The sequence below is a fragment of the Paenibacillus sp. URB8-2 genome, from assembly GCF_013393385.1.
GTDB lineage: Bacteria > Bacillota > Bacilli > Paenibacillales > Paenibacillaceae > Paenibacillus_AQ.
This window is the reverse complement of the sequence record NZ_AP023239.1, coordinates 330,802-354,932: the sequence shown is the minus strand read 5'-3', so window position 1 is coordinate 354,932 and position 24,131 is coordinate 330,802. Positions and strand designations below refer to the sequence as shown.

Here is a 24,131-nt window from a genome sequence, read left to right as displayed (position 1 = left end):
GCCTTATTGACTTGCCTTGGCCGGCATTTGCTGCGTCGTGCAGTGGACGTTCCCGCCTTCGCGGATGACCGCCATCCCGTCAACAGTGCGGATTCTCCGGTCCGGAAAAAGACGCGTCAGGGCCAGCTCGGCCAACGCATCCGTTTCGGGCGCGCCGAATACGGGCAGGATAATCCCGCCGTTGACAAAATAGAAATTCAGGTAGCTGAGTGTCAGCCGGCTGCCCTCATGATCGGCGCGCGGCGGCTGCTGGATTTTGACGATCTCCAGTTTCCGGCCCTTGGCGTCTGTTGCGTTCTCCAAAATACGCAGATTCTCTGCAGTAATCTCATAATTCTCATCCTGCGGGTCATCGCACACCTGAATGATAACCTTGCCGGGTGACGCGAAGCAGGCGATATTGTCGACATGCCCGTCGGTCTCGTCGCCGCTTAGTCCGCGCTTCAGCCAAATGATCTTCTCCGCCCCGGTATACTGGCGAAGATACTCTTCAATATCTCCCCGGCCCAGGCCCGGATTGCGGTTCGGATTCAGCAGACATTCCTCGGTCGTAATCAGCGTGCCCTCTCCATCGGTATGAAAGGAGCCTCCTTCCATCACGATCGGCGCATCGAACCGTGTAACCTTCACTTTCTCGATGATTTGCGGTGCGACCTTATCGTCGAGGTCCCAGGGTGAATATTTACCGCCCCAGGCGTTAAATTTCCAGTTAACCCCGGCAAGCTGCCCGTCGCCGTTCACGACAAAGGTCGGTCCGTTGTCCCGCAGCCAGGCGTCGCTGTGCTCGATCGGCAGAAACGTGATGCCCGGCCCGAATACGAGGCGCATGACGGCCTCCTGCTCGTCCGGATTCACAACAACCGTCACCGGTTCGAATTCGGCGATTGCCCGGATAATATCCGCATATCCCTGGCATACGGACTCATGATCGTCCGGAAAACACATGGACGCCTGCACCGGCCAGGAAATAAACGTGCGCTCATGCTCCGCCCATTCGGGCGGCATGCTATAATTGAAATCTTTAGGATTCATGATTTTAGCCCGCTTTACAATAGTTTAAGGAACACATCTCTTCTGCATTCCTTACCCATAATACAATAATATCAACCCGGGCTCAATTCCTCGGGGGAAGACAGCAATCCGGCATTTTAAGGCAGCGGAACGTCAGCTTAGCGAAACATCCGATTCAGGTAAGAAGAAACGGCTGCGCCGTCCTCTGGAAGAGGATGGCATCCGTTTTTCGTAAAAATATCAGGTTAAGGATAAGCGCGAAGCTTATACTTTCTGATATTTCCAAAAAAGCCGGACGCATGCGCCCGGCTTCTTACAGAGGCCCGCGGAGGCGGGCTTCTTTTTAAATAGAATCAGGAAATCCGGATCGACTTCACGCTCTCTCCGGTAAAGCTTTTGACGGTAAACTCCCCGCCCTCCAGCACGGCGTAGGAATTGGGGTTGTTTTCTTTCGGGAGCGAGATGGAGCCGGGATTCAGCACATAAACGCCTTCTTTGATGTCAGCCACGGGAACATGGGTGTGCCCCTGAATAAAAATATCCCCTTCGTTCAGTTCGGGCAGGCTCTCGATGCTGAAGCCGTGTCCGTGCGTGACGTAAATGCGTCTGCCTTCATACCAAATTTGCGTATAATCGCCCATCATCGGAAAATCGAGCAGCATCTGGTCCACCTCGGCGTCGCAGTTGCCCCGCACGGCCGTGATATGCCGCTTGTACGCATTCAGCTCTTTCGCCACGCCCTGCGGGTCATAGCCCTCCGGCAGCGGATTGCGCGGACCGTGATACATAAAGTCTCCGAGAATAACAAGGCCGTCCGGCTTCTCCTCGGCGTATTTCTCCAGCGCTCTCTTTAACCAATGCAGCGAACCGTGAATATCGGAAATAAACATCAGCTTCATATTTTTCCCATCCCTTCCCGTTCTCGATATATATGATTGCCGCCAATACCGGCAGCTAAGAAGAAACGGCTTCGCCGTCCTCTGGAAGAGGAAGGCATCCGTTTCTCGTAAAAATATCAGGTTAAGGATAAGCGCGAAGCTTATCCTTTCTGATATTTTGAAAAAAGCCTCACAAAGTGAGGCCTTCCTTCAAAGCTTGCGTCAGGTACTTTGCGGGACCCGGGCAGATAATGGACTAAAGAGGCGCCGGAAAGGGCGCCCCGCTCTACATTTATGTTCGCGTTATGCTCCGGTTTGCCGCTTCGCCGAACTTAAGGCAAATTCGAGGAGCCCATCAAATACCGGTCCACTTCGCGGGCGGCCTGGCGGCCTTCGCTGATGGCCCATACGACAAGGCTCTGTCCGCGGCGCATGTCGCCGGCCGCAAAGACGCCTTCCACATTCGTCGAGTGAACTCCGTATTCCGCCTTGATGTTGGAACGCTCGTCGAGCTCCAGACCTAACTGGCTGGCTACCGTCTCCTCCGGTCCAGTAAAGCCCAGCGCGAGCAGTACGAGCTGCGCAGGGATAACCTCTTCGCTGCCCGGTACTTCTCTCGGCACCATTCGGCCTTCTTCATTCCGTACCCATTCGAGCCGTACCGTGTGCAGTTCCTTCACATGTCCGTTCTCATCCCCGACAAAACGCTTTGTCGAAACAAGATAGCGCCGCGGATCTTCCTGATACACTGCCTTGGCTTCCACCTGGCCGTAATCCACTTTAAGCACCTTCGGATATTCCGGCCACGGGTTGTTCGGCTGGCGGGTAAGCGGCGCTTGCGGCATGATCTCCAATTGCACCACGCTCTTGCAGCCATGGCGAAGGGAGGTTGCCACGCAGTCGGTTCCGGTATCGCCGCCGCCGATGACGACAACGTCTTTGCCGGCGGCAGACAAGTATTCTCCATCCGCAAGCTCCGAGTCCAGCAGACTCTTCGTATTCAGCGTCAGGAATTCCATCGCCTGGTAAATTCCGGACAACTCCCGTCCTTCAGCCTGAAGATCCCGGGCTTTGGTCGAACCGGCGCACAGTACAACCGCATCGTGCTTCGCTTTCAGTTCCTCGGCCGAAATATCCTTGCCAATTTCCGTGCCGGTCACGAAGGTGATTCCTTCGGCCTCAAGCAGATCAACCCGGCGCTGCACTTTCTTCTTGTCGAGCTTCATATTAGGGATGCCGTAGGTCAGCAGTCCGCCGATCCGGTCGGCCCGTTCATATACGGTAACCGTGTGGCCCGCTTTGTTGAGCTGCGCCGCGCACGCCAGTCCCGAAGGACCGGAGCCGACGACTGCCACGCTCTTGCCGGTGCGGGTAAGCGGGGGCTCCGGCTTGATCCAGCCTTCTTCGAAGCCTTTATCCACGATCGCTTTCTCAATCGAACGGATCGTTACGGGCAGGCCGTTCATTCCCACCGTACAAGCGCCCTCACAAGGCGAAGGACATACCCGGCTTGTGAATTCGGGGAAGTTATTACTCTTCTGCAGCCGTTTCAGCGCTACTTCCCAGTTCCCTTTATATACCATATCGTTCCATTCCGGAATCAGATTATGCAGCGGACAGCCAGAAGCCATCCCCGACAGCAGCCGGCCCACATGGCAAAACGGCGTTCCGCAGTCCATGCAGCGCGCAGCCTGCTCGCGCAGCTTCTCCTCTTCCATAGGAACCGAAAATTCGTTCCAGTTCTTGATCCGCTCAAGCGCTTCGCATTCCGAAGGCGTTACACGCTGGTATTCCAAAAATCCCGTAGATTTGCCCATCCCTGTCATCCTCCGTGTCTTCTTTGATTTTCGCCGGACCGGCCGGCGATTTATTCTAGATGCCGCTTACACCAAGGACTTCAGTCCCTACCGAGCGCCCATTCGTATGACGCTGTAAAGCAGCGAAGCGGCAGGCCACGCCCGGGCGCTTGCCCGTGCTGTATGGTTGTCCGCCACATTTAAAATTAGAAGTAATAAGTGACTACATAGTACCATCCGCTTTCCGTATCCGAACGTGAGCAATGTCACCTTTTGGGCAAATCGAGAAGATCATTTTGCCATTATCACAGAAATTTCAAATTTAAATCAATTTGACTCTATGTCAAGGCGGCAAATCAAGATGGAGAGACAGGAAACGATTACATTCGCTGCTCATTTTTGTTAAATCTCAAAAAGGCGTACAACCGGCTGTACCGGCAGCCGGAAAAGAAGCTGTTCCCGCTGTGCAAGGAACACAATGGCATAGGGCTTCATCAGAGCAGGCTTTAAATGAGGGAGCGGAATGGCGAACAAAGCGGAAATTATCCACCTTATTCTGCTTGAAAGAGGTCTTTGCCAGACTTGGGAGGGAAAAGCTCCCTCTAATTTTCCCGTTTTAGCCGGAAGGAATTGAGAATCGGGAATTAAGCTGGAGCTTTTCCCGGTCAGGGACTGAGATGTTTTATTATCGGAGAATAAGCGGGAGGAGTTCCCTGTAAATTCCAATAGGCGGGGTTGTCCCCGAATTATTGGACTTCCTTCCGTTTGCAACGGGCGCCAACTCCCTTTGCAACGCTTCGCCTTTTAATATACAAATAAGAAGAAACGGCTTCGCCGTCCTCTGGAAGAGGAAGGCATCCGTTTCTCGTAAAAATATCAGGTTAAGGATAAGCGCGAAGCTTATCCTTAACCTGATATTTTGAAAAAGCGGGCTCTTTCGAGACCCGCCGCTCCTCTTTGCAACTTAAATATCATCCTTATAAAACCTTACTTCACCGCCAGCACCGTCATTCCGATACCACGGACAATAAGCTGTTCTTTATTCAGCAGAACGATCCCTTGCTCGCCCAGCAGCGGCTGCCATTCCCCCAGCTTCGGAAGCGTCACCGGGATTTCGCCAATATTCGCTTTATAGAGCACGTAAATGTGGCTCGCCGAATCGCCTCCGGCATGATTCCGCAGCGTAAACGCCACCGTGCCGCCCGGAGCCCGCTCGAAGACGAGGCTGGCCTGGATCGCCTCCGCGCTCCGCAGCCGAAACGCCGGATGTTCCTTGCGCAGGGCAATCAATCTCTTCATATAGGCAACGTCATCCTGGCGCTCGGCGCATCGTTCCCAGTCAAGCCGGTTGAGTTCCACCGGGCTGTTATAGCTGTTCTCCACACCGTTCTTCGTCCGCATAAACTCCTGGCCGGCATGCAGTAAAGGGATACCCTGGCTCGTCAGCACCATGGCGGAAGCGAGCCGGTGCATGCTGCGGCGTTCCTCGTCCCCGGCCCCTTCCGTTGACAGCAGCAATTTGTCCCACAGCGTATGATTATCGTGGCATTCGACATAATTGACGCACTGCTGCGGCTCCTGGGCGAACTGCCCGATGCCCGGCCCGTAGGAGATGCCGCCGGCGACGCCTGCCATGACTCCGGTCTCGTTACCGCCCCCGCCGCTGATGAAGCCTTTGCGGTGATGCAGAAAGATGCTTCCCTTTACCGCATCACGAAAACCGTCGTTGAATTGCCCGATCCTCGGCAGCAGAGAGCTGTTATGCTGGTTCGCCCGGCGTTCCGGGGCAAGCCCCGTATCCATAACCCAGCCTTCCCCGATCGTCAGGATCGAAGGATCAAGTTCATCAAGCCGCCGCCGAATCTCCGTCATCGTGCCGGTATCGATCAGGCCCATCAGATCGAAGCGGAAGCCGTCAATATGATACTCCTTGGCCCAGTACAGCACGGAGTCGGCAATAAAGCGGGACATCATTTGGCGCTCGGTGGCGCAGTCGTTGCCGCAGCCCGAGCCGTTCGACAGTGTCCCGTCCGCCTTGTAGCGCAGATAGTAGCCCGGAACAAGCTTCGTGAAGTGCGCGCGGTAGCCGTTGTAGACGTGATTGTAGACAACGTCCATAATAACCCGCAGGCCGCGGTCATGCAGCGTCTGAACCAGGCGCTTGAACTCCTTTATCCGGACTCCCGGAACGAAGGGATCGGTCGCGTAGGAGCCTTCGGGAACATTATAGTTCTTCGGGTCGTAGCCCCAGTTATAATGCGGCTCGCCCAGCTTCGTTTCGTCTACGCTTTCGGTGGCATAGTCACTAACCGGCAGCAGCTGCACATGTGTGACGCCAAGGTCCGCGATATGGTCCAGCCCAGTAAGAATCCCCGCCGGTCCCCGTGTACCGCTCTCGGCAAGGCCGGCAAATCCGCCTTTCTGCCGGATGCCGCCGGCCGGATGAACCGACAAATCCCTCAGATGCAGCTCATAGATAACGGCGTCCACGGGATCGTCAAACGGCGGTTTGTCCTCGGTCCAGCGCAGCGGGTCCGTCTTGCGGAGATCAAGGATGGCGCCGCGGTCGCCGTTGACGCCCACCGCCCTCGCATAAGGATCGACGGCTTCGTTCCACCGGTCTTCAATCCATACGCGGTACGTATAGAATTTGCCTTCCAGATCGCCTTTTACCGTCAGTATCCAGGTTCCCCCGATATCGCGGGTCATCGGCATTACGGCAGAGGCTTCCCCCTGCCAGGAATCATACAGCACCAATTGCGCCTCCTGGGAGGTAGGCGCCCATAGCCGGAAAGCGGAGCGTTCCGGCGTGTAGCTCAGCCCCAAATCGTCTCCCTCGTAACTAAATAAATCGTCAAAGCCGTCGACAAAGACGGAGACACCGCCGGTGACCGCAGGATCGCCGTAATAAATCGGCTCATCCCTTTCCCCTTGTACCGACAAATCGATCAGGACTCCTTTATTACATTCTCACTGCCCGGTAATCTGCCAAGGCCCCGCACAGCGCAAACGATTGTTTTTTTGAAGTTTCTTCTAGTATTCCCCGGGATTATACAATGCGTCCAATCTGCTGTCAAACCGATTTTCACCCGTTTTCTGTAATCCAATCATTGGATTTGCAGATAAAACGAGGGCTATGCTTAGTGCTTCTTCATTTGCCGCATGAGCCCTCCAAAAACTTGAATCAGGTCCCCTTTGGGACCAGTTCCACCGCCACCATCGTAATCACCGGCCGATTCCCGGCATAATCGATCCGGCGCTCCCGGCTTGCGGCATATCCTCCATCCGCGCGCCTGGCGCCGTTATCCTGTAAAATCAGCCGGGGACCGAACTCCGTCAATTCATAGCCGATCCCCACTGTCCAGTGATAATCGAATGCATAGCGCCCCATCCAGCGCAGGGAAAACCATTTGTCGAACTTTACCGCTACCGGCCGGCCTGCGTCAATTTCCGCCTTGTACAAAGCGAAATCATTGAAGCTTCGGAAGCGGACCGCCGGAGCGTCCCCGAGCGCCGATTGGAGATACGCTTTGATGCCTTTCGCGAAACCGCGGACGCTCATACCCCAAGGTCTTCCGCCGTAATTTCCGTATAAATAATTGATATGCTCCACTTTCGAGCGGAAACGTTCCCTGCCGATAACGGCGGACTGCCCCAGATGCCGGCCCCAGTATTCCGCCATCGCGGCCATTGTTGCAGGCCCGCAGGCGGATCCTGAAGACCGGACCCCCGGTGCCCATTGGGTATACGGTTCCAGATCCAGCTTTTTTCCAGTTCCTCCAAAGGTCATAACGAAACCGCATCCCGTCGCGTGAGCAGAATCCTGTCGATCTCCGTAGAAAGAAACGGCTTGCTGACGAAATCCTTTATTGAAGCGGCAAAGCATATCTCGCGGTCTTCTCTCCTAGCGTATGCCGTCACCGCCACAATATACGGCAGCTGTTCCTCCGGAAGCAAATCCCGAATATGTACCGCCGCCGTCAGGCCGCTCATTACCGGCATGTGGATGTCCATGAACACAATATCGTACCGGCCATTTATCACAGCCTTGACCGCTTCTTCCCCATTTTCCGCCACATCGGCCTCATAGCCTCTCTTGCGCAGGATCGTCCGCAGCAGCTTCTGGTTTACAGGATGATCTTCGGCAATGAGAATGCGCATCGGTCCATATTTCGGCAGCAATGACGGTTCATCCCCGCCGAAGTTGCCCCGGTTTACCGGGAGAGCCTCTTCCGCCCCGGTCTCTCCGGTTTCGCCATCCCCATTCGAAGCTTCCGCCGGCAAAGTAAAGTAAAAATCGGAGCCTTGTCCCGGGGCGCTCTCAACGCCGATCGCTCCGCCCATAAGCTCGATCAGCTTTTTGCAGATGGCAAGCCCCAGTCCCGTTCCTCCGTATTTGCGGTTAATGGCGGGATGGAGTTGGGAAAACGACTGAAACAGCAGCGGCTGCTTGTCGGCGGGAATGCCGATTCCCGTGTCCTTGACCCGGAAGCTCAGCGCCGGTATTCCCGGGGAAGGGCGGGATTCCGCTTTTACTTCTATCGAAACCTTTCCGCCCTCGGTGAATTTGACCGCGTTGCTGACCAGGTTCACGAGCACCTGCCGCAGTCTCGCGGCGTCGCCTATAATGATATCCGGCACTTCCGAGCCGATTTCGCAGATAAGGCCGAGGTTCTTCTCCCTCGCTTTGGCCGAGAACAGCTCCGTCACGCTTTCCAGCACCTCGCGCAAGGCAAAGGGATCATGCGCCAGCGTCATTTTGCCGGCTTCAATTTTGCTGAAATCGAGAATTTCATTAAGGATGGACAGTAAAGCCCCGCTGCTCTGGCTGATGATCTCCGTGTAGCTCCGCTGCTCCTCATTCAGTTCTGTCTGTGCCAGCAGGTCGGTCATCCCCATAATGCCGTTCATCGGGGTGCGCAGCTCGTGGCTCATGACCGCCAGAAACTCCGATTTGGCCTGATCGGCTTTTTCTGCGGATTCTTTGGCCCGGATAATCTCCCGCTCGTCCGTAATGTCGCGGAACACCACCACCGCGCCTACATACTCTCCTTTATCAAAGAGCGGCGTCACTTGATAGGAGGCCAGGAAGCTTGTCCCGTCCCTCCGCCACAGAACCGCCTCCTTGCCCTGATGAGAAACGCCGCTGTGAATGGCCTTCATCAGCGGCGCCTCCTCCGGCAGGTAATCGATGCCGTCAAGCGAAGTCTGGTGAATCAGCTCCCGGTAGGAGAGGCCCAATATATCGTCGCACTCGAAATCGAGCATATAAGCCCCCGCCGGATTGATAAACGTGACCTTGCCATAGGGGTCCAAACCGAATAGCCCTTCGGAAACCGCATTCAGAATCAGCGTGTATTCATTGCCGAGCTTCTCAATCTGCTCGATTTCCGCCCGGTCCGTAATATCCTGCATCATGCCAAGCCGTTGGGAAGGAAGGCCGTCATCGCCGCCCGGCGGGAATGGATCGTCGATGATCCCACCGCCGATATCCCGGGCGTACAGGATAATACGGGAAGCTGCCTGACCGGGCTCGGCCCATATGTACCGTAGTGACAGCCAGATATGGCCTCCCCCCTTGCACGCCGCGAGCCGCTCCGATTCATAGACGCTGTCCGGTGCGGGAAGATGCTCGGTGACCTCTTCATAAGACGGGAAGCCTTTATTGTATTGTTCCAGTTCTTCCTCCAAACAGCCAAGCATCCCGCAAAACGCCGTGTTAACCTTCAGCCACCGTCCTTCCCCGGGCTTCAGCAGCGCCATCCCGATAGGAGACCTCATGAATGCGTGGTCAAGAACACGGCTTTCATCCGCCAAGTAGTCCATGAAAACAGACTCCTTTCTGTCGTAAAACCGGTAAACGGAAACACCCGCAATCAAGGCTCCTGCCTATGATTCGGGTGCTTTATTCGTTCTCTAAACGGCAGGCAGCGGTCGCAGCCCGCTCCGGCGGACGGACAGCGCATCAGACGCCCGGCGATCCGCTCCGGGCCTGCGCGCCTTTCAGCGCCCGTATGCCTCTAAGATAGCCGCTGCTAGCCTCCTTCCGCCGCTTCAGTGCGGTTTCCGCATATAAAAAGCCGGCCGTCCACAGCAGCATGGCATAGCGGAAGGGTGTTATCCCGGTTCTGAGCTTCAACAGTTCGTAGTGGTTCATCACCTTGGTATAGGCGACCTGCTCTTCCTTGTCTCTGGAGGCCGGCGATCCGTAGTGCACCAGCTTGAGTCCCGGATTGATAACCATCGGTCCATGAAGCCCTGCCAGATAGGACAGATACAGGTCTTCGCCAAGGCTGTAGCCGTTCAGCCACTCAACCGGCTCTACATCCCGCAGTGCAGACTTGCGGAAGCACATATTGCATCCGTGCAGAAACTCGGTCCGGAAGATCTCTTTCTGCCGGTTCCACAAATTCATGGACGAAGCAAATCCGCTGTAGGACAACTTTCCCGGGGAGAACCGGCTTCGCCCGCTTACCAGCATGAGGAGCCTGCCTTTCAGGGAGCAGGAGAAGCTCTGGTCTACTCCCCCTACGCCGACGGCATCAGGAAAACGGTCAAATGTCTGCAGAAGGACGGCCAGATAGTCCGGTTCCAGCTCCACATCATCATCGAGAAAGAGAAGGGTCTCGTACTTGGAGGCGTGAGTCGCATAAATCCGCGATTTAAGCAGACCCGCCTCCTCCCGTTTTTTACGGTGGTAACCCAGTTCCATGCTTGAAGGCATTTCCCTTCGGACCTCTTCAAGCCATGCTTCTTCCGTATCGCCGTCGTCAATAATTAGAATTTCGATCGCCGAACCGGAAATACCCTGCTGTCCGAATATCGATTTCAGGCATTTTCGCAAATCCTCATGTCTGTTCCGGGTGCAAATGGCCACCGACAATGTCAGAGAGTCGCTCAAACTCCCACCCCTTTTCGAAAAAATGAATTCCAGAATGCTGTTCTCAAGACTGCGTTTGCGCTGCGCCGCAGACATTTCATGTCTGCGCAATTTTTTTGTAATTACCCTTTATTGTGCAGGTCTAAACACAAAATGCAACATTTTCATAAATTTTAATCATTTTTTCATGGAAAGGGTGGGAGGGTCTAGCGTTTGGATCGGGTTGTCTGCGCCCGGCGGTAGGCCATAACCTTGCGGTACATCGATTTGTCGGAAAGCTGATTAAAAATGTACGGATCGGGATTGGTGTTGACCTCAATGATCCAAGGCGTCAAAGAACGGTCGAGGCCGACATCGACGCCAAGCTGCTTGAACGCCGGATAATTTTTCATGTAGAACTGTCCGATATCTTTGCCGAGTTTCTTCAGACGTTTGATCGTTGCAGCCTGATGCGCACCGTCCATATGCGGAGCGAGAAGCTTCTCCACCGCCGTCGGCTTGCCGCCGGCATGGTAGTTGGTAACAATCTTGCCCTCCCCGGCCACTCTGCCGATCAGCCCCGTCGTCTCCCAGATTCCGCGCGGACCGAGCTGGACCATCACGCGGATGTCAAAACGCTGCCCCTTGGCTTTCAGCAGGTCAATTCCTTTTTGAATCAGGTAGCTGCGTCCCCGGGTCATCGACTTAAGCGAGGTATAAAATGCCTCAAAGGTACCGAACGTTCTTTTCTTTGTTCCGCTCTGGTACCAGTACGCAGCTCCCCGCTCCTGCAATCGCCGCTCTGCCCGTATTACGCCGTTTCCGTATGTGCCCACCTCCGGCTTGATATACACCATTCCGTATTTGTCCAGCATTCTCTTGGCGTTCTCCCGGGTCAGTCTTGCCGTCTCCGGAATCAGCGCCGAAATCTCCGGACTGCGGAGCAGCACCTTTGTCTTAATCCATTTGCTGGTCAACGTGGATTTTGCCTTCATTCTTACTGCCACACTCCCGTTCGCTAATCTTCTGCAGCTTAAGAAGCTTGTTGTCGATACAAGGTAAGCTATGCATGGGTAAAAGCTTTCGCATTGGATAGACGCCGCTTTCCGGCAAAGAAATGTGTCTCCCGGCAAGGCATGAGCATATAGTACAAGGAAGATGAAGAAACGGCTGAGAAGCGTCCTTGCAGGACAGAAGCCGCCGGGACGAAGGAGAGGAGCCTAACGATGAACATCTGCATGATCGCGCCGGGCCGGTTTCCGCTTCCGGGCAGCGGCTCCGTGGAAATCTGCATCTGGGCGACAGCCAGGCAGCTTGCCCGCCGGCATAACGTCACTGTAATCAGCCGGGAAGCGCCCGGACTGCCGGGGCGGGAGGTCCTTGAAGGAGTCAGGCTGATCCGCCTGCCCGCGGATACTTCGCGCCTATACCTTGCCGAAACGTTGAAGACCGTCAAGGAGGAACCGTACGAGCTGGTTCAGGTTGACAACCGTCCGCATCTGATGGCCGCCGTGAAGCGGGCCGTACCCCACGTCCCGGTCGTGTTATTCCTGCACTCCCTGACCTTTGTTCCCGGGAATCCAAAGGTCGCCGGAAGCCTCGGCCTGGCCGATCTGATCGCAGTCAACAGCCTGTCGCTGGGCAGCAGACTGGCGCGCATCTTTCCCGGCGACCGCCTGCCGCTTGCAGTTGTTCCGCTAGGCGCCGATTTGTCCCGGTTCACGCCGCTTCCGGAGGCGGAGCGGCGGCAGCTCCGCCTGGAATACGGTCTGCCCCGGCGCTTTACGGTCCTGTTCGTCGGGCGGATCATTCCCCGCAAAGGCTTGCCCGTCCTGATGCGGGCGGTAGCCATCCTGGGAAGACGCCTGCCTGTTCATCTCGTCATCGCCGGAACGGGAAAACCCGGTTATGTGCGCAGCCTCAAGAAGCTCGCGCGGCGCTTGCGCCTGTCCGTTTCTTTTATGGGCGGCATTCCCCATGAGGATATTCACCGGATCTATCAAATCGCCGACTGCCTGGTATGCCCCTCGCAGCGGCATGAATCATTCGGGCTGGTCAATGTGGAAGCTATGGCCTCCGGCCTGCCGGTCATCGCCTCGAATAACGGCGGCATCCGGGAAATTATATTATCGGGACGTAACGGCTACCTTGTGGACCGGTACCGGGAAAGCGCCTCTTTCGCCCGGAGGATGCTGGCGCTTGCCCGGAGTCCAGAGCGGGCCTTCTCCATCGGGATGCAGGGGCGGCGGGACGCAATCCAAGCGTTTGACTGGGGGCGGACGGCCGATCGGCTGGAATTGCTGTACTCCTGGCTCTGTAAGCATCAGGAAAAAAATTAAATGTTATGCAATGACATTATTCACTTTGATGCATCTATATCCGTTGTATAATGTATTTGTAAGCGTTGCCATTCCGAAATAATCATTACAGCGCCTAAGTCGGCAACACCCTGCATATTCTTGTCAATGATATAGAGAGGGTGGATTATTATGTTGATGCTCAAAATTATCGTAAGACCGCAAAAAGTTGATCAAGTGATGGAGGAACTGCTGCTCGCCGGCTTCCCGTCCATCAGTAAAATGGATATATTGGGACGCGGCAAGCAAAAAGGGATTCAAGTGGGCGATATTCACTACGACCAGATTTCGAAAAAAATGCTGATGATGGTCATTCCTGAAGACGACAAGGAAGAAGTCATCGACATTGTGAAGCGGACGGCCAGAACCGGCGAGAAAGGCTCTTTCGGGGACGGCAAAATTTTCGTTCTTCCTGTGCTGGAAGCGTATACAATTAGTACCGGCAAAAAAGAACTGTAGTCCGGAGCACGCGGCGTCGGCTGTGCATTCTTCATTTTCTATAAAGAGACAGGCTCAAGAAGAAACGCCTGACGGCGTCTTTTAAAGACGCAGGTACGTTTCTAGTAGAAATATAAGTCAAAATGATAAGCGCTTAGCTTATAAATTCTTATATTTTAAAAAGAAAGGGCGAGGCCCCGGATGCTTGTAACAGCTCCGGCAGCCTCGCCCTTTGCGCGTCCGCGTTTCGTTATCCCAAAGAGAGCCATTGGATCGCGGTGAGCACCAGGCCGACGGCGAAGCCGCATACCGCGCCGTTGACGCGAATCCATTGCAAATCCTTCCCGACCTTCTCCTCCAGCATGGCGACAAGGGTGGCATCCTCCATTTTGTCGAGGTTCTCCTTCACCAGCACACCGATCCGGTAATGGTTGGCTTCCGCGAACGCGAGAAGCGAGAGCCGGATCTTGTCCTCCCATTCCGAGATCCATTCCTTCTCCCCGGCGATCCGGCGGGCAAGCAGCGCGTAGGCGGCGAACAGCTTCCGCCCGCCGCGGATGCGGTCCTGTTCCAGCAGCCCGAGCGCCTTGCCGCGCATGTCCTCCAGACGGGCCAGCAGAAAGGCTCCCGCCGCCTCCCCTTCCAGTTCGGCCACGGCCCAGTCCGCCAGGGATTTCATCCGCTCTTCGTCATTGACGAGCTGGAACAGGGCAACCCGGATCTCCCGGATGATTCCCTCGCGGTAGACGCTGTCCTCATCCTGAATATCACGGATGGCCGACAGAAGCATGTTCTGCAGCAGCTCGCCCAGCATCTCATCGTCTACAAAGCCGGCAAAGGCCTGAAAGGCCATTCCCTTAAATCCGCCCAGTTTAACCTCGGCAAGCTTGGAGGATGCGAGCTGCCCGAGCATGGTCTTCGTCTCGGTCCGGCCGATCCAGTCGGCGGCCTGTCCCAGCCCGTAATCCAGGGCGTCCTTGTCCTTCCCGTCATGCAGCAGTCTCGTGACGACCGTATCGGCAGCCTCTTTCAAATCGGCGTTCCGGACATAGCCGGCGAGCGCCGATTGAAGATGCGGCAGCACCTTCTCCGCCGGAATCCGGCTCACCAGGACACCCAGGCGCTCCAGAATTTCCGTTCTGTTCTTCTTTCGGCTGAAGAACCTTGTAAGCATCGAGGAGCCCAGCGAGATGAACCGGATTCCGCGCAGCTTGTTCTCGATGCTCTGCTTGTTCAGCAGCTCGTTCTCCATTGCCGAAATCAGCGACTGTGCGATCTTGTCCCGATTCTTCAGCAGCAAAGACGTATGCGGGATAGGAAGTCCCAGCGGATGGCGAAACAGCGCCGTAACCGCGAACCAGTCGGCGATGCCGCCGACGAGCCCCGCCTCGAATCCGCCCCTGAGCAGCTCCACTGCCAGACTGTCCGGCAGAAACAGCGTCAGCAGGAATCCGCACGCCATAACCGCAAGTGAGATTGTAGCCAAATATCTGGATTTCATTTCATGCCCCCCACATTCTCTCGAAAAGCCTGCACATTAAGAAGAAACGCCTGACAGCGTCTTTTTAAGACGCAAGTACGTTTCTCGTAAAAATATAAGACCAAACGATAAGCGCGCAGCTTATAAAGTCTTATATTTCAAGAAGAAACGGCTGCGCCGTCCTCTCCGGAGGAGAGCATCCGTTTCCCGTCGAAATATAAAGGCCCTAAATAAGCGCACAGCTTATACTTTCTCGTATTTTAAAAAATATTGTACCATGAATAATCCCCGTTTCGGAAATGAACAGAAACTCTGCTTCGCCCCGTCCGAATCAAAAAAGCAGTCCCCGGCGCAAGTGGCGCCGGGGGACTGCTTGAAATCTGTATCTGTGGGCGGAGCTTCCTTCTATTCTACATTGCTGTGCAGCTTGTATGCGGCGGCATTATCGACGCCCTTCAGCTCCGCATAGCTCAGGCAGACGCTGTCCAGCACGAGATGAACGCACTGGTCGAACAGGGAGCCAAGCGGCTGGACGCTTCGGCGTTCTCCCTCGCGGCGGTGCTTGGTCGCCGCGGGAATGGCCAGGAGCCGGGATGCGGATGTGCCCAGCGGCGAGCCGTCATCCGTCGTCAGGGCGATCACGAAGGCGCCCAGTTGCCGCGCCTTCTGAGCCGTCCACACGACGCTGTGCGTCGTTCCCGATCCGGATACGGCCACCAGAATGTCGTCCCGCGAAATGGACGGAGTAATCGTCTCGCCGATGACGTACACGGTTGCGCCCAAATGCATCATCCGCATGGCGAATGATTTCGCCACAAGGCCCGACCGGCCCTCGCCGACAACAAATATTCTCTTTCCTCCGGCCAGCAGCCCGGCCGTTTCCGTTACAGCCCCTTCATCAACACGTTCCAGCACTTCCCTGGCTTCCGAAAGGATTTCCTTCAGCTTGCTCATCTTGGCGGTCACTCCTTATCTGCTTATGAATAGGCTGAATCTGCTTATTGTCCCGGATACGTTCCCTGGCTTCATTTTATATTAAACTTTTCAGCTCGAACGGCCGCTTAGCCCGCCCTCTCCGGCATATTCCCGAATAAACTCCTTAAAACGGCGGGCCGCCTGCGCCGGATCGGGCGCTTTCGTAATCGCCGAGCCGACGATAATGACCTCCGGCTTCAGCGCCAGCAGATCTGGCAGCGACTCCAGCGTAATGCCGCCCGCGGCGGCAAACCTTAGGCCTGCCGCGCCTTCAGCGCTGGGGCTGCCGGATGCTCCTTCGCCGCTGCCCTCCCGGCCCCCGGCAGCGCTATGCGCTTCTGCGCTGCCTCCGCTTTGGCCTCCCGCAGCGCCATGCGCCCCGGGATTGCTTCCATGCCCGGCATCCGCGGCGCCAGTGCCTTCCAGCCGGAGTCCGCCGCCTTCCTGCTGGTCCTTGCTGACATGCAGGCAGTGAATTGCTCCGGGATACAGCGCCAGCTCCCTCTGCTGCTCCGGCGAAGTATGAAGCAGGTCGATCATGACCTGCTTCTCCATCCGCCGAGCCGTCTCCATGCACAACCCTACGGTAACCGGCGGGGCTGCGCCCATTACGGTCGCCACATCCGCCCCCGCCTTGAAGCACAGCTCGAATTCGTATTTGGCGTTATCGAAGGTTTTCATGTCCGCAACTATGATTTTATGCGGAAATTCATGCTTCAGCGCTTCCACGGACGCCATGCCGAACTCCTTGATCAGCGAGGTGCCCACCTCGATCCAGTCGATATAGGGCTCCGTGCGCCGGACCATATCTGCCGCTTCCTCAATGCTCATTCGGTCTAGCGCCAATTGGATCTTCACCGCGTGGACACCCCCAGCTTTGGTTCAGGCTGCTGCTCGGACGCTTTGCGGGATTTGCCGACCGTCATCGTCAGAATCGCCGACAACAGCAGCGAACCGGCCATGAAGATGTAGGAAGCGCCGAAGCCGCCGGTGGAGCCATTCAGGTAGCCGACGATATACGAGCCGGCAAAAGAACCGAGCGCGCCCATACTGTTGACCAGCGCGATCGCGCCGCCCGCCACGTTGCGGGGCAGAATTTCCGGCATGATGGCAAAGAACGGTCCGTACGGAGTGTACATGGCGCCGCCGGCGATCACGAGCAGGATGAAGGAAATCCAGAAGTGATCCGCACCGAGCAGATACGAAGCATAGAAGGCGACAGCGCCGATCATCAGAAACGGCCACACGAATATTTTCCGGTTGAGCGTCTTGTCGGAGAAATAGGAAGCCGTCAGCATGCCGATGACCGCCAGCACATAAGGAACAGACGACAACCAGCCGGTCGTTACCATGTTCATGTCCGGAGCGGACTTGATAATCGAAGGCAGCCACATGACGAATCCGTACACGCCGATGCTCCAGAAGAAATACTGCAGGCAGAGCTTGATAACAAGCGGCGATTTAAACGCCTCTCCGTAGTTTTTCACAGGCTTAAGCCCTTTTTGTTCTTCATGCAGGGCATTTTCCAGCGCACTCTTCTCTTCATCATTCAGCCATTTCGCTTCGGAAGGCTTGTCGCTTACCAGCTTCCACCAGAAGAAAGCCCAGATCACCGGCGGCAGTCCTTCGATAATGAACATCCATCTCCAGCCTACGGAGGATACGAGATAACCGGACACAATGGACATCCACAGCACGGTTACGGGATTGCCGAGGATGAGGAACGTGTTGGCGCGGGAGCGCTCTTTTTTCGTAAACCAGTGGCTTAGGAAGACCAGCATCGCCGGCATAACCGCACTTTCGACAACGCCGAGGCAGAACCTGATGACGATCAGGAATTTGACGTTATGGACAACGCCGGTGGCCGCAGCCAGCAAGCCCCACAGAATGAGGGACCAGAAGACGAGCTTCTTGGCGCTCTTGTTCTCGGCGTAATGCGCGCCTGGCACCTGAAAGAAGAAGTAGCCGAGGAAAAAGAGCGCGCCCAGCAGCGAAGACATCGAGGCCGTAATCTGCAAATCCTTGGCCATGCCAGCCGCCGCGCCGAAGCTGTAGTTCGCCCGGTCGAGATAAGCCAGACTGTACGTAATGAATACGATGGGCATGAGCCTCAGCCAACGCGCGGGGACAAAGCCGCCGCTTTTCTTGTTATTCATCATTATTTCACTCCCGTAAGTTGATATTGGAGATAAGTTTCAAGTTCGGACTTGGCCGGATAGCCGTCATGATCGCCCTCCGACTGCACGGCCAGCGCGCCAATCGCATTCCCCCGCTGCACCGCCTGTGAAACCGTAAGCCCTTCCAGCATTCCGCTGACGAGTCCGACTGCAAAGCCGTCCCCGGCGCCTACCGTATCTACGACCTCTTCCACTTTGAAGCCCTGTACCGTTCCTTCGTCCGTCTGCGTACGGAAGTACGCGCCCTCCGGCCCCAGCTTGACGACAACGAGCGACACACCCTTGTTCAGATAAAATTCGGCGATTGTGCGCGAGTCTCTGGAACCGGTCAAAATCTCGCCTTCTTCGACTCCCGGCAGCACCCAGTCGGCGCGGCAGGCCAGGTCGTTGATGACCGATACCATCTCTTCACGTGAGGACCAGAGCGAAGGCCGCAAATTCGGATCGAAGGAAATGCTGCGTCCTGCGGCCTTCATGGCGCCCAGCGCCGCATAGGCGAACTCGCGGGTCTCTTTCGTCAGCGCCGGAGGGATGCCGGTCATATGCAGATGGCGAAAGCCGGTCAAGTAATCGGCGTCCACGTCCGCGCCCGAAAGTGTCCTTGCCGCCGAATTTTTACGGAAATACTGCACCTGCGGATCGCCTTCCAGCACCTTCGACTTCAGTTGAAAGCCGGTTGGATACCGGGAGTCGCTCGTTACGCCGGAAATATCGATATTTTCCCCGGCCAAGTACTCGCGGATATATTCCCCAAAAGCATCGTCGCCCAATCTGCTGACCCAACCGGCCGAAAGTCCCAGCCGGGCGAAGCCGACCGCCGTGTTCACTTCCGCTCCGGCCAGACGGCGGCTGAACTTGTCGATGTCCTTCAAAGCCCCGGGCTTATCGGCGACGAACATCACCATGGCTTCTCCGAAAGTGACTATATCCTTCAGGCTCATTACGCTATCCCCTTTCCTGTCGCTGACCAACCGTCTCCGGAACCGCTGTTCCGCAGCATTCCGATATATCCTTCAAGGCATCCTGCTCCGGGAAGCGCGAACTCGATCGCCCGCGGCACATCGCCCGGCAGCAGCCCCAGCAGCTTCCGCCAAAGAGCATCCGCTTCTCCCGGAAGAGGCAAAGTGATCCACATGCCGCCTGAACGGACGACATGCTTGAAGTGAATATAGGCGACATAAGGAGCAAAAGTTACCGCTGCCGCCAATGGGTCTTCCTCGCAGTAGATCCAGTTCCCCGTATCGAATGTCATCTTCACACCCTCAAGCCCGCACCGCTTTACCGCTTGGAAGAACGCTTTCAAATTAACCGCTTTGCCTCCGTAAAACGTTTGGTCGTTCTCGATCAGCAGCGTAAGCGGACCCGACATCTCCCGGTATTTCCGAAGGAGCCGGTCAAGCTGGGTGAGCCGGCCCTGTTCGGCAAGTATCAGCTCTTCCTCCGAGGTTAACCCCGGAATCCCCGCATAGCGGCCCAGCGACACTTTCAGCATTTCCGGTTTCAGGACCGCCGCCTCCGAAAGAATGTGAGACAGCAGCTCTTCGTTCAGCCTGCCCTCCCGATTCCACAGCTCCATCGGAACGGAGTACACACAGCGCAGGCCGCTGCGCCGGTTCGCCTCGCGGCACTCGGCAAGCGGAAGGGCTCCGGGCCGAAACAGCTCGCGTCTGATTTCGATGCCGTCCGCCCCTCCGGCGCGTATCGGCTCCACCAAGTGCTGCTGCGCTACGCAAGCGTTTCCAAAAACAGAAGTTGGAACAAAAACCGCATTCATCATAACGTCCTCCTTCATGCAATTTGCAGACCGTTAATGTCGGATTGTGCTGGATATAGTCGCCAGATCGTAGTATTTGTAAATCGGTTTAGTAAATCGGTTTACTGTTTATGACCAAATTATAATCCAGCCTTCCGTTCTTTGCAAGCCCTTTCTTTAAAGCGCTATCATTTTTTTATTTGCATTGGGTGACCATCTGCACGGTACCTTAGATTCTGTGTATAGAATACCCACAATGGAAAGTAGGATTTACATCCCTGGCGGTAGATGTTATATTGAATATGTAAAGCTTACTTTCCATTGAGATAGAGGTGTGATATTGAAAAACCGTCTGGAGGAGATCCGAAAACAACAGGGAATCAAGCAGGAGGAATTGGCCGAGGCTTTGTCGGTTTCCAGACAGACGATAGGCTCGCTGGAGAACGGGCGCTACAATCCCTCCATTATTTTGGCGTTCAAGATCGCTCGCTATTTCAAGCTGCCGATTGAGGAGATTTTTATCTATGAGGAGGAATAGCTTGTGAAAAAAGGCTCTGCTGCGCGCAATGTTATGGTACTGGCAACGGGGGTTCTGCTGTTGGCTATTGCTATATTGGCAGGAGGAGAGATGGCAAGGAACGTATCCGGTGTGTGCATAGGCGTAGGCGCCGGCCTGATCGGCATGAGCATTGCCAACCTTTTGATCATTCGCTACTATGCCAAGCACCCGGCGCTCAAGAAACAGCAGGATATTGAAGCCGGGGATGAACGAAGCGTCTCTATCAATAACTTGTCGAAGGCCAAGGCTTTTGATATTACGATCAATGCCATGGTGATCCTTCCCTTTATAATGATCCTTGCGGATTCGCCTCTTTGGATGACTCTTGCCGTGGTGGCGTTCTATGTATTCTCTTACAGCATCCGTTATTATTACATCGTTAAATACAGCAAGGTTATGTGAAATGCGTGATATCATGCCGCCGGGCACAGAAGCTTTCTCATATCTTAAAATAGCCCCACCAACGTGGAGCCTTGGCTTCGAAGCATGCCCGGACTTTGCATCCGAAAAGCTTAGGGCCATAAGCGGCCACCTGCTGCTGAGCCATCACCGGAGCTTCAAGCCATCGCCGCCGGATGAGCGTCTATAAGTAAACGCAATGAGCGGGAATTCTCCCCTTAATTAAAGGAGGGTTTCCAGTCAGCCAAGCCACCGCAGGTCTTGGTCCTACCGAGCTTTGCGGCTTAACGCTGGCCGATATATGCGACCTCCCTCGGCTTTCAGTAATTGAATTATGCTGGAAGACATTACAAAGGAAGCTGGCTTATCAAAGCCGAAACTCTGCCAGCCGTTTTACAGCGGCCTACGTAGCTCACTGGATACAGGATGAGAATACATGGAATTGAAATGCTTGGGACCGAAATCTGACCTCGCACACTTATCATGAAGAACAAGCCAAAGCGATTTATGCCTCAATCCCAGTCTACGCCAAGCAATGGGAGAACTGTTTGATTTTCTTATTTAAAAGTCATTCTGTCTCTTCTTTCGAGCTGTATACGCGCTTTTCCCGGGTTACTTCAGCTTCTGCACACGCCATCTTCCGAATGCCATTCCGAATTTGTGTCTCGGACAGATTTGAGTAACCGAGTAGAAATGTAGCTCGATTGGGCTTATGATCAGAAAAGTATTGGGATGCGGGATAGATCTTGGTACCATACTGAATCGCTTTTCCGGCGATGGTTTCCTCATCCGCTGCAGTGTCCAGTTGAATTAACAGATGAAGTCCCGCCTCGTCACCAAAATAACACACTCGCTTTCCAAACTCTTCATTCAGCGCCCTTACCAGACAGGCCCTTCTTACAGAATACAATTTGCCCATTTGATTAACATGCTTGGCATATTGCCCGGATCGGATGAACTCGGCCAATGCATCCTGTTCCAGGGTAGGGGACATCCGATCCGTAATCCATTTTACTGCCAGAAACGGCTTAACCAAGGATAAAGGCAGAATAGCATATCCGATCCGCAAGGCGGGGAACAAAACTTTGCTGAAGCTTCCTACATAAACAACAATGCCTCCTGAATCCAGTCCTGCAAGTGCAGACATCTTTTGACCCACATACCGGTACTCGCTATCATAATCGTCCTCGATAATGAGCGCTCCGTTATTTCCGGCCCAGTTTAACATCTCGATTCTTCGGTTCAATGAAAGGGTTACTCCCATAGGAAACTGATGGGAAGGAGTTACGTAAAGGAGCTTCGTCTTCCCCGCAGTATCTTTACGGTGTCTGGCGATGCTTTGTTCAATTCGATCTACACACAATCCTTCTTGGTCAACAGGTACGGGAATTACCGTTCCGCCCGAGAAGCTGAATATTTCGCGCAGTACGGTATGGGCTGGATCTTCAACGACTACTTGCTCACCCTCCTGCAGACATAATCTGGACAAAATGTCCAGTGCCTGCGTTGCGCCTGCGGTAATCACAATTTGTTCAGGTACAGCCGGAATGCAGCGGGTTGAACGGACGAGGCGCGCTATTTCTTCACGTAAAGCAAGGGAGCCTTCCGCCGGACCATAAGTAAGAGTCTCGGGAGTGGCCTTCCGGCATGAATGCATCAAAGCCTTTTGCCATTTATCCATAGGAAAAGCATCCCAAGCAGGCACCCCATGACGAAAATCATAAGGAACGGTATTTGTAATATCCACAAGACCGGAGGCTGACGAGTTACCGATAGATAAAACGCTGGGTGCTCTGATGAATACAGCCGCATGCTTATCCGTATCTATGATATCCTCATCCGTGTTGATTCCGGCGGCAAGATCAGCAATGAAGGTTCCCGCCCCTCTTCTCATTTCCACGTATCCTTCAGCTTGAAGCTGTTCATAAGCTTCGAGAACAACTGTCCTCGATACCTGAAGCTGCTCGGCCAACAGCCTCGTTGGTGGGATGGACTCTCCCCTTCGCAAAAAGCCCCTGATTATGTAATTTTGAATCTGTTCACTGATTTGCCGGCTTAATGGAGAAGGAAGCGATTTGTCTATGCTAATTAGCAATTCCTGTGACAATACCATCACCTCTTTCCAAATATACTTAACTATAATCGGTTATTATGAAACGCATAAAAAGCCTCCGGTAATTTCCAAAGTACCGGAGGCTTGCAAAATTATCAATGATATTTTACTCATTACACTTTATTTTCCAATTCCACTCATTGATTTGAACTCATTCGTCTGCATCATTTCAAACACTTGAGTGACATCTTTGTCTCCACGACCGGACAGATTCACAATCATAATCTGATCCTTACTCATTGTCGGTGCAAGTTTCATCGCATAGGCAACGGCATGGGAACTTTCCAAAGCAGGAATAATCCCTTCCAGTTTGGATAAAGTCAAAAAAGCATTAAGTGCTTCTTCATCGTTGACGGAAACGTATTCCGCTCGTCCAATTTGTTTGTAATAACTATGTTCCGGACCTACACCTGGATAGTCCAGTCCCGCTGCAATGGAGTGGCATTGTTCAGCTTTATCCATTACGTAACATTTAAATCCATGAATAATACCAGGTTTTCCGGTACTGAGAGGCGCCGCATGAAATCCGGTTTCAATTCCCTTTCCAGCCGGCTCAACGCCAACCATTTTAACTTCAAGATCATCGACAAAAGGATAGAACAGACCGACTGCGTTAGAGCCCCCGCCCACACAGGCCGTAATTACATCTGGAAGCCTTCCCTCTTTGTTTAGAATCTGTGTCTTGGCTCCACGACCAATTATAGATTGGAAATGGCGAACCATTAGCGGAAAAGGATGAGGTCCTACAGCAGAACCAAGAAGATAGAAAGTATTATCATAATTTTCTGCAAAATCCGCCAAAGCTTCATCAACAGCTTCTTTTAAGGTTCTATTTCCCGATTTGGCGGCAACCACTTCCGCCCCCAATGTTTGCATACGAAATACATTTAAGGCTTGACGCTGTATATCTACCTCGCCCATATAAATTGTACAAGGGATGTTAAAAAGCGCACATACAGTTGCCGTAGCGACACCATGCTGCCCAGCACCGGTTTCAGCGATAATCCTCTTTGCATTCATACGTTTAGCAAGAAGGACTTGTCCGATTGTGTTATTAATTTTGTGTGCTCCCGTATGATTTAAATCCTCTCGTTTGAGGTATATTTTTGCTCCGCCAAGTTTATTTGTCAGCCGTTCAGCAAAATAAAGTGGGTTGGGACGCCCTACATACATAATACTGGAGTTCCATCTCAAATGCTTGATCATCCTTATACTTTTCAAAAGCTTCACTTAATTTGTCCAGTGCCCGTCCAAGTTGTTCTGGAACGTAACTGCCGCCAAACTCATGAGATCCTTCTCCAAAAACCCCATCTTTGGTTATTTGTAGTATGCTCAT

At 54.2% G+C, this 24,131-nt stretch carries 19 protein-coding genes and 1 pseudogene; 4 read left to right on the top strand and 16 right to left on the bottom strand.

Going from position 1 to position 24,131, the window contains the following annotated elements:
• Positions 1-3 precede the first annotated feature (3 nt).
• The 8 genes from PUR_RS01695 to PUR_RS01660 all read right to left on the bottom strand — a co-directional run bounded on the left by PUR_RS01695 (position 4) and on the right by PUR_RS01660 (position 11,539).
• Positions 4-1,032 carry an agmatine deiminase family protein gene (locus PUR_RS01695; protein ID WP_179033752.1) on the bottom strand — a complete coding sequence of 343 codons (1,029 nt, stop codon included), beginning with the start codon at positions 1,030-1,032 and terminating at the stop codon, positions 4-6.
• A gap of 332 nt (positions 1,033-1,364) precedes the next feature.
• Complete coding sequence (gene yfcE, locus PUR_RS01690) at positions 1,365-1,910, bottom strand: phosphodiesterase (protein ID WP_179033751.1); 546 nt, start codon at positions 1,908-1,910, stop codon at positions 1,365-1,367.
• A 311-nt stretch (positions 1,911-2,221) separates the two neighbouring features.
• Positions 2,222-3,706 carry a glutamate synthase subunit beta gene (locus PUR_RS01685; protein ID WP_179033750.1) on the bottom strand — a complete coding sequence of 495 codons (1,485 nt, stop codon included), beginning with the start codon at positions 3,704-3,706 and terminating at the stop codon, positions 2,222-2,224.
• 966 nt (positions 3,707-4,672) lie between these two features.
• Positions 4,673-6,628 carry a type I pullulanase gene (gene pulA / locus PUR_RS01680; protein ID WP_179033749.1) on the bottom strand — a complete coding sequence of 652 codons (1,956 nt, stop codon included), beginning with the start codon at positions 6,626-6,628 and terminating at the stop codon, positions 4,673-4,675.
• A gap of 241 nt (positions 6,629-6,869) precedes the next feature.
• On the bottom strand, positions 6,870-7,475 hold the full coding sequence (locus tag PUR_RS01675; RefSeq protein ID WP_179033748.1) for a C39 family peptidase: 606 nt from the start codon (positions 7,473-7,475) through the stop codon (positions 6,870-6,872).
• Positions 7,472-9,511, bottom strand: a complete 2,040-nt coding sequence (locus PUR_RS01670; RefSeq protein WP_179033747.1) for an ATP-binding protein — start codon at positions 9,509-9,511, stop codon at positions 7,472-7,474. Before PUR_RS01670 ends, PUR_RS01675 begins: the two co-directional genes overlap by 4 nt.
• A 139-nt stretch (positions 9,512-9,650) precedes the next feature.
• Entirely contained in the window at positions 9,651-10,586 is a 936-nt protein-coding gene (locus PUR_RS01665; RefSeq protein ID WP_232101674.1) for a glycosyltransferase family 2 protein, read from the bottom strand.
• Between the two features lie 185 nt (positions 10,587-10,771).
• Positions 10,772-11,539, bottom strand: coding sequence for a YheC/YheD family protein (locus tag PUR_RS01660; protein WP_179033745.1), 768 nt, complete (start codon positions 11,537-11,539; stop codon positions 10,772-10,774).
• Between the two features lie 231 nt (positions 11,540-11,770).
• On the opposite strand from PUR_RS01660, the gene PUR_RS01655 reads away from it, so the two are divergent.
• Positions 11,771-12,883: a glycosyltransferase family 4 protein gene (locus PUR_RS01655; RefSeq protein ID WP_179033744.1), complete on the top strand. Its 1,113-nt coding sequence runs from the start codon at positions 11,771-11,773 to the stop codon at positions 12,881-12,883.
• Between the two features lie 150 nt (positions 12,884-13,033).
• Positions 13,034-13,360, top strand: a complete 327-nt coding sequence (locus PUR_RS01650) for a P-II family nitrogen regulator (RefSeq protein WP_179033743.1) — start codon at positions 13,034-13,036, stop codon at positions 13,358-13,360.
• A 229-nt stretch (positions 13,361-13,589) separates the two neighbouring features.
• On the opposite strand, the gene PUR_RS01645 is transcribed toward PUR_RS01650, so the two are convergent.
• The 6 genes from PUR_RS01645 to PUR_RS01620 form a co-directional block, all read right to left on the bottom strand.
• Positions 13,590-14,840, bottom strand: a complete 1,251-nt coding sequence (locus tag PUR_RS01645) for a DUF445 domain-containing protein (RefSeq protein ID WP_179033742.1) — start codon at positions 14,838-14,840, stop codon at positions 13,590-13,592.
• A 384-nt stretch (positions 14,841-15,224) separates the two neighbouring features.
• Complete coding sequence (gene hxlB / locus PUR_RS01640; protein ID WP_179033741.1) at positions 15,225-15,773, bottom strand: 6-phospho-3-hexuloisomerase; 549 nt, start codon at positions 15,771-15,773, stop codon at positions 15,225-15,227.
• 90 nt (positions 15,774-15,863) lie between these two features.
• Positions 15,864-16,652 carry an orotidine 5'-phosphate decarboxylase / HUMPS family protein gene (locus PUR_RS01635; RefSeq protein ID WP_179033740.1) on the bottom strand — a complete coding sequence of 263 codons (789 nt, stop codon included), beginning with the start codon at positions 16,650-16,652 and terminating at the stop codon, positions 15,864-15,866.
• The gene (locus tag PUR_RS01630) at positions 16,649-17,950 is read right to left on the bottom strand and encodes an MFS transporter (RefSeq protein ID WP_179033739.1); all 1,302 of its coding nucleotides are present in this window, start codon (positions 17,948-17,950) and stop codon (positions 16,649-16,651) included. The genes PUR_RS01635 and PUR_RS01630 overlap by 4 nt, the downstream gene beginning before the upstream one ends.
• Before the next feature lie 2 nt (positions 17,951-17,952).
• Positions 17,953-18,912 carry a sugar kinase gene (locus tag PUR_RS01625; protein ID WP_179033738.1) on the bottom strand — a complete coding sequence of 320 codons (960 nt, stop codon included), beginning with the start codon at positions 18,910-18,912 and terminating at the stop codon, positions 17,953-17,955.
• Positions 18,912-19,748, bottom strand: a complete 837-nt coding sequence (locus tag PUR_RS01620; protein WP_232101673.1) for a sugar phosphate isomerase/epimerase family protein — start codon at positions 19,746-19,748, stop codon at positions 18,912-18,914. The genes PUR_RS01625 and PUR_RS01620 overlap by 1 nt, the downstream gene beginning before the upstream one ends.
• A gap of 316 nt (positions 19,749-20,064) precedes the next feature.
• Here PUR_RS01620 and PUR_RS01615 point away from each other — a divergent pair, with 316 nt between their 5' ends.
• Together PUR_RS01615 and PUR_RS01610 are read left to right on the top strand one after the other, a co-directional pair.
• On the top strand, positions 20,065-20,262 hold the full coding sequence (locus tag PUR_RS01615) for a helix-turn-helix transcriptional regulator (protein WP_179033736.1): 198 nt from the start codon (positions 20,065-20,067) through the stop codon (positions 20,260-20,262).
• Positions 20,263-20,265: 3 nt separating this feature from the next.
• The gene (locus PUR_RS01610) at positions 20,266-20,685 is read left to right on the top strand and encodes a hypothetical protein (protein WP_179033735.1); all 420 of its coding nucleotides are present in this window, start codon (positions 20,266-20,268) and stop codon (positions 20,683-20,685) included.
• A gap of 565 nt (positions 20,686-21,250) precedes the next feature.
• Here the strand turns inward: PUR_RS01610 and pdxR are convergent.
• Together pdxR and trpB are read right to left on the bottom strand one after the other, a co-directional pair.
• Positions 21,251-22,789: a MocR-like pyridoxine biosynthesis transcription factor PdxR gene (gene pdxR / locus PUR_RS01605; protein ID WP_179033734.1), complete on the bottom strand. Its 1,539-nt coding sequence runs from the start codon at positions 22,787-22,789 to the stop codon at positions 21,251-21,253.
• A gap of 126 nt (positions 22,790-22,915) precedes the next feature.
• A pseudogene (trpB, locus tag PUR_RS01600) lies at positions 22,916-24,131 on the bottom strand (tryptophan synthase subunit beta).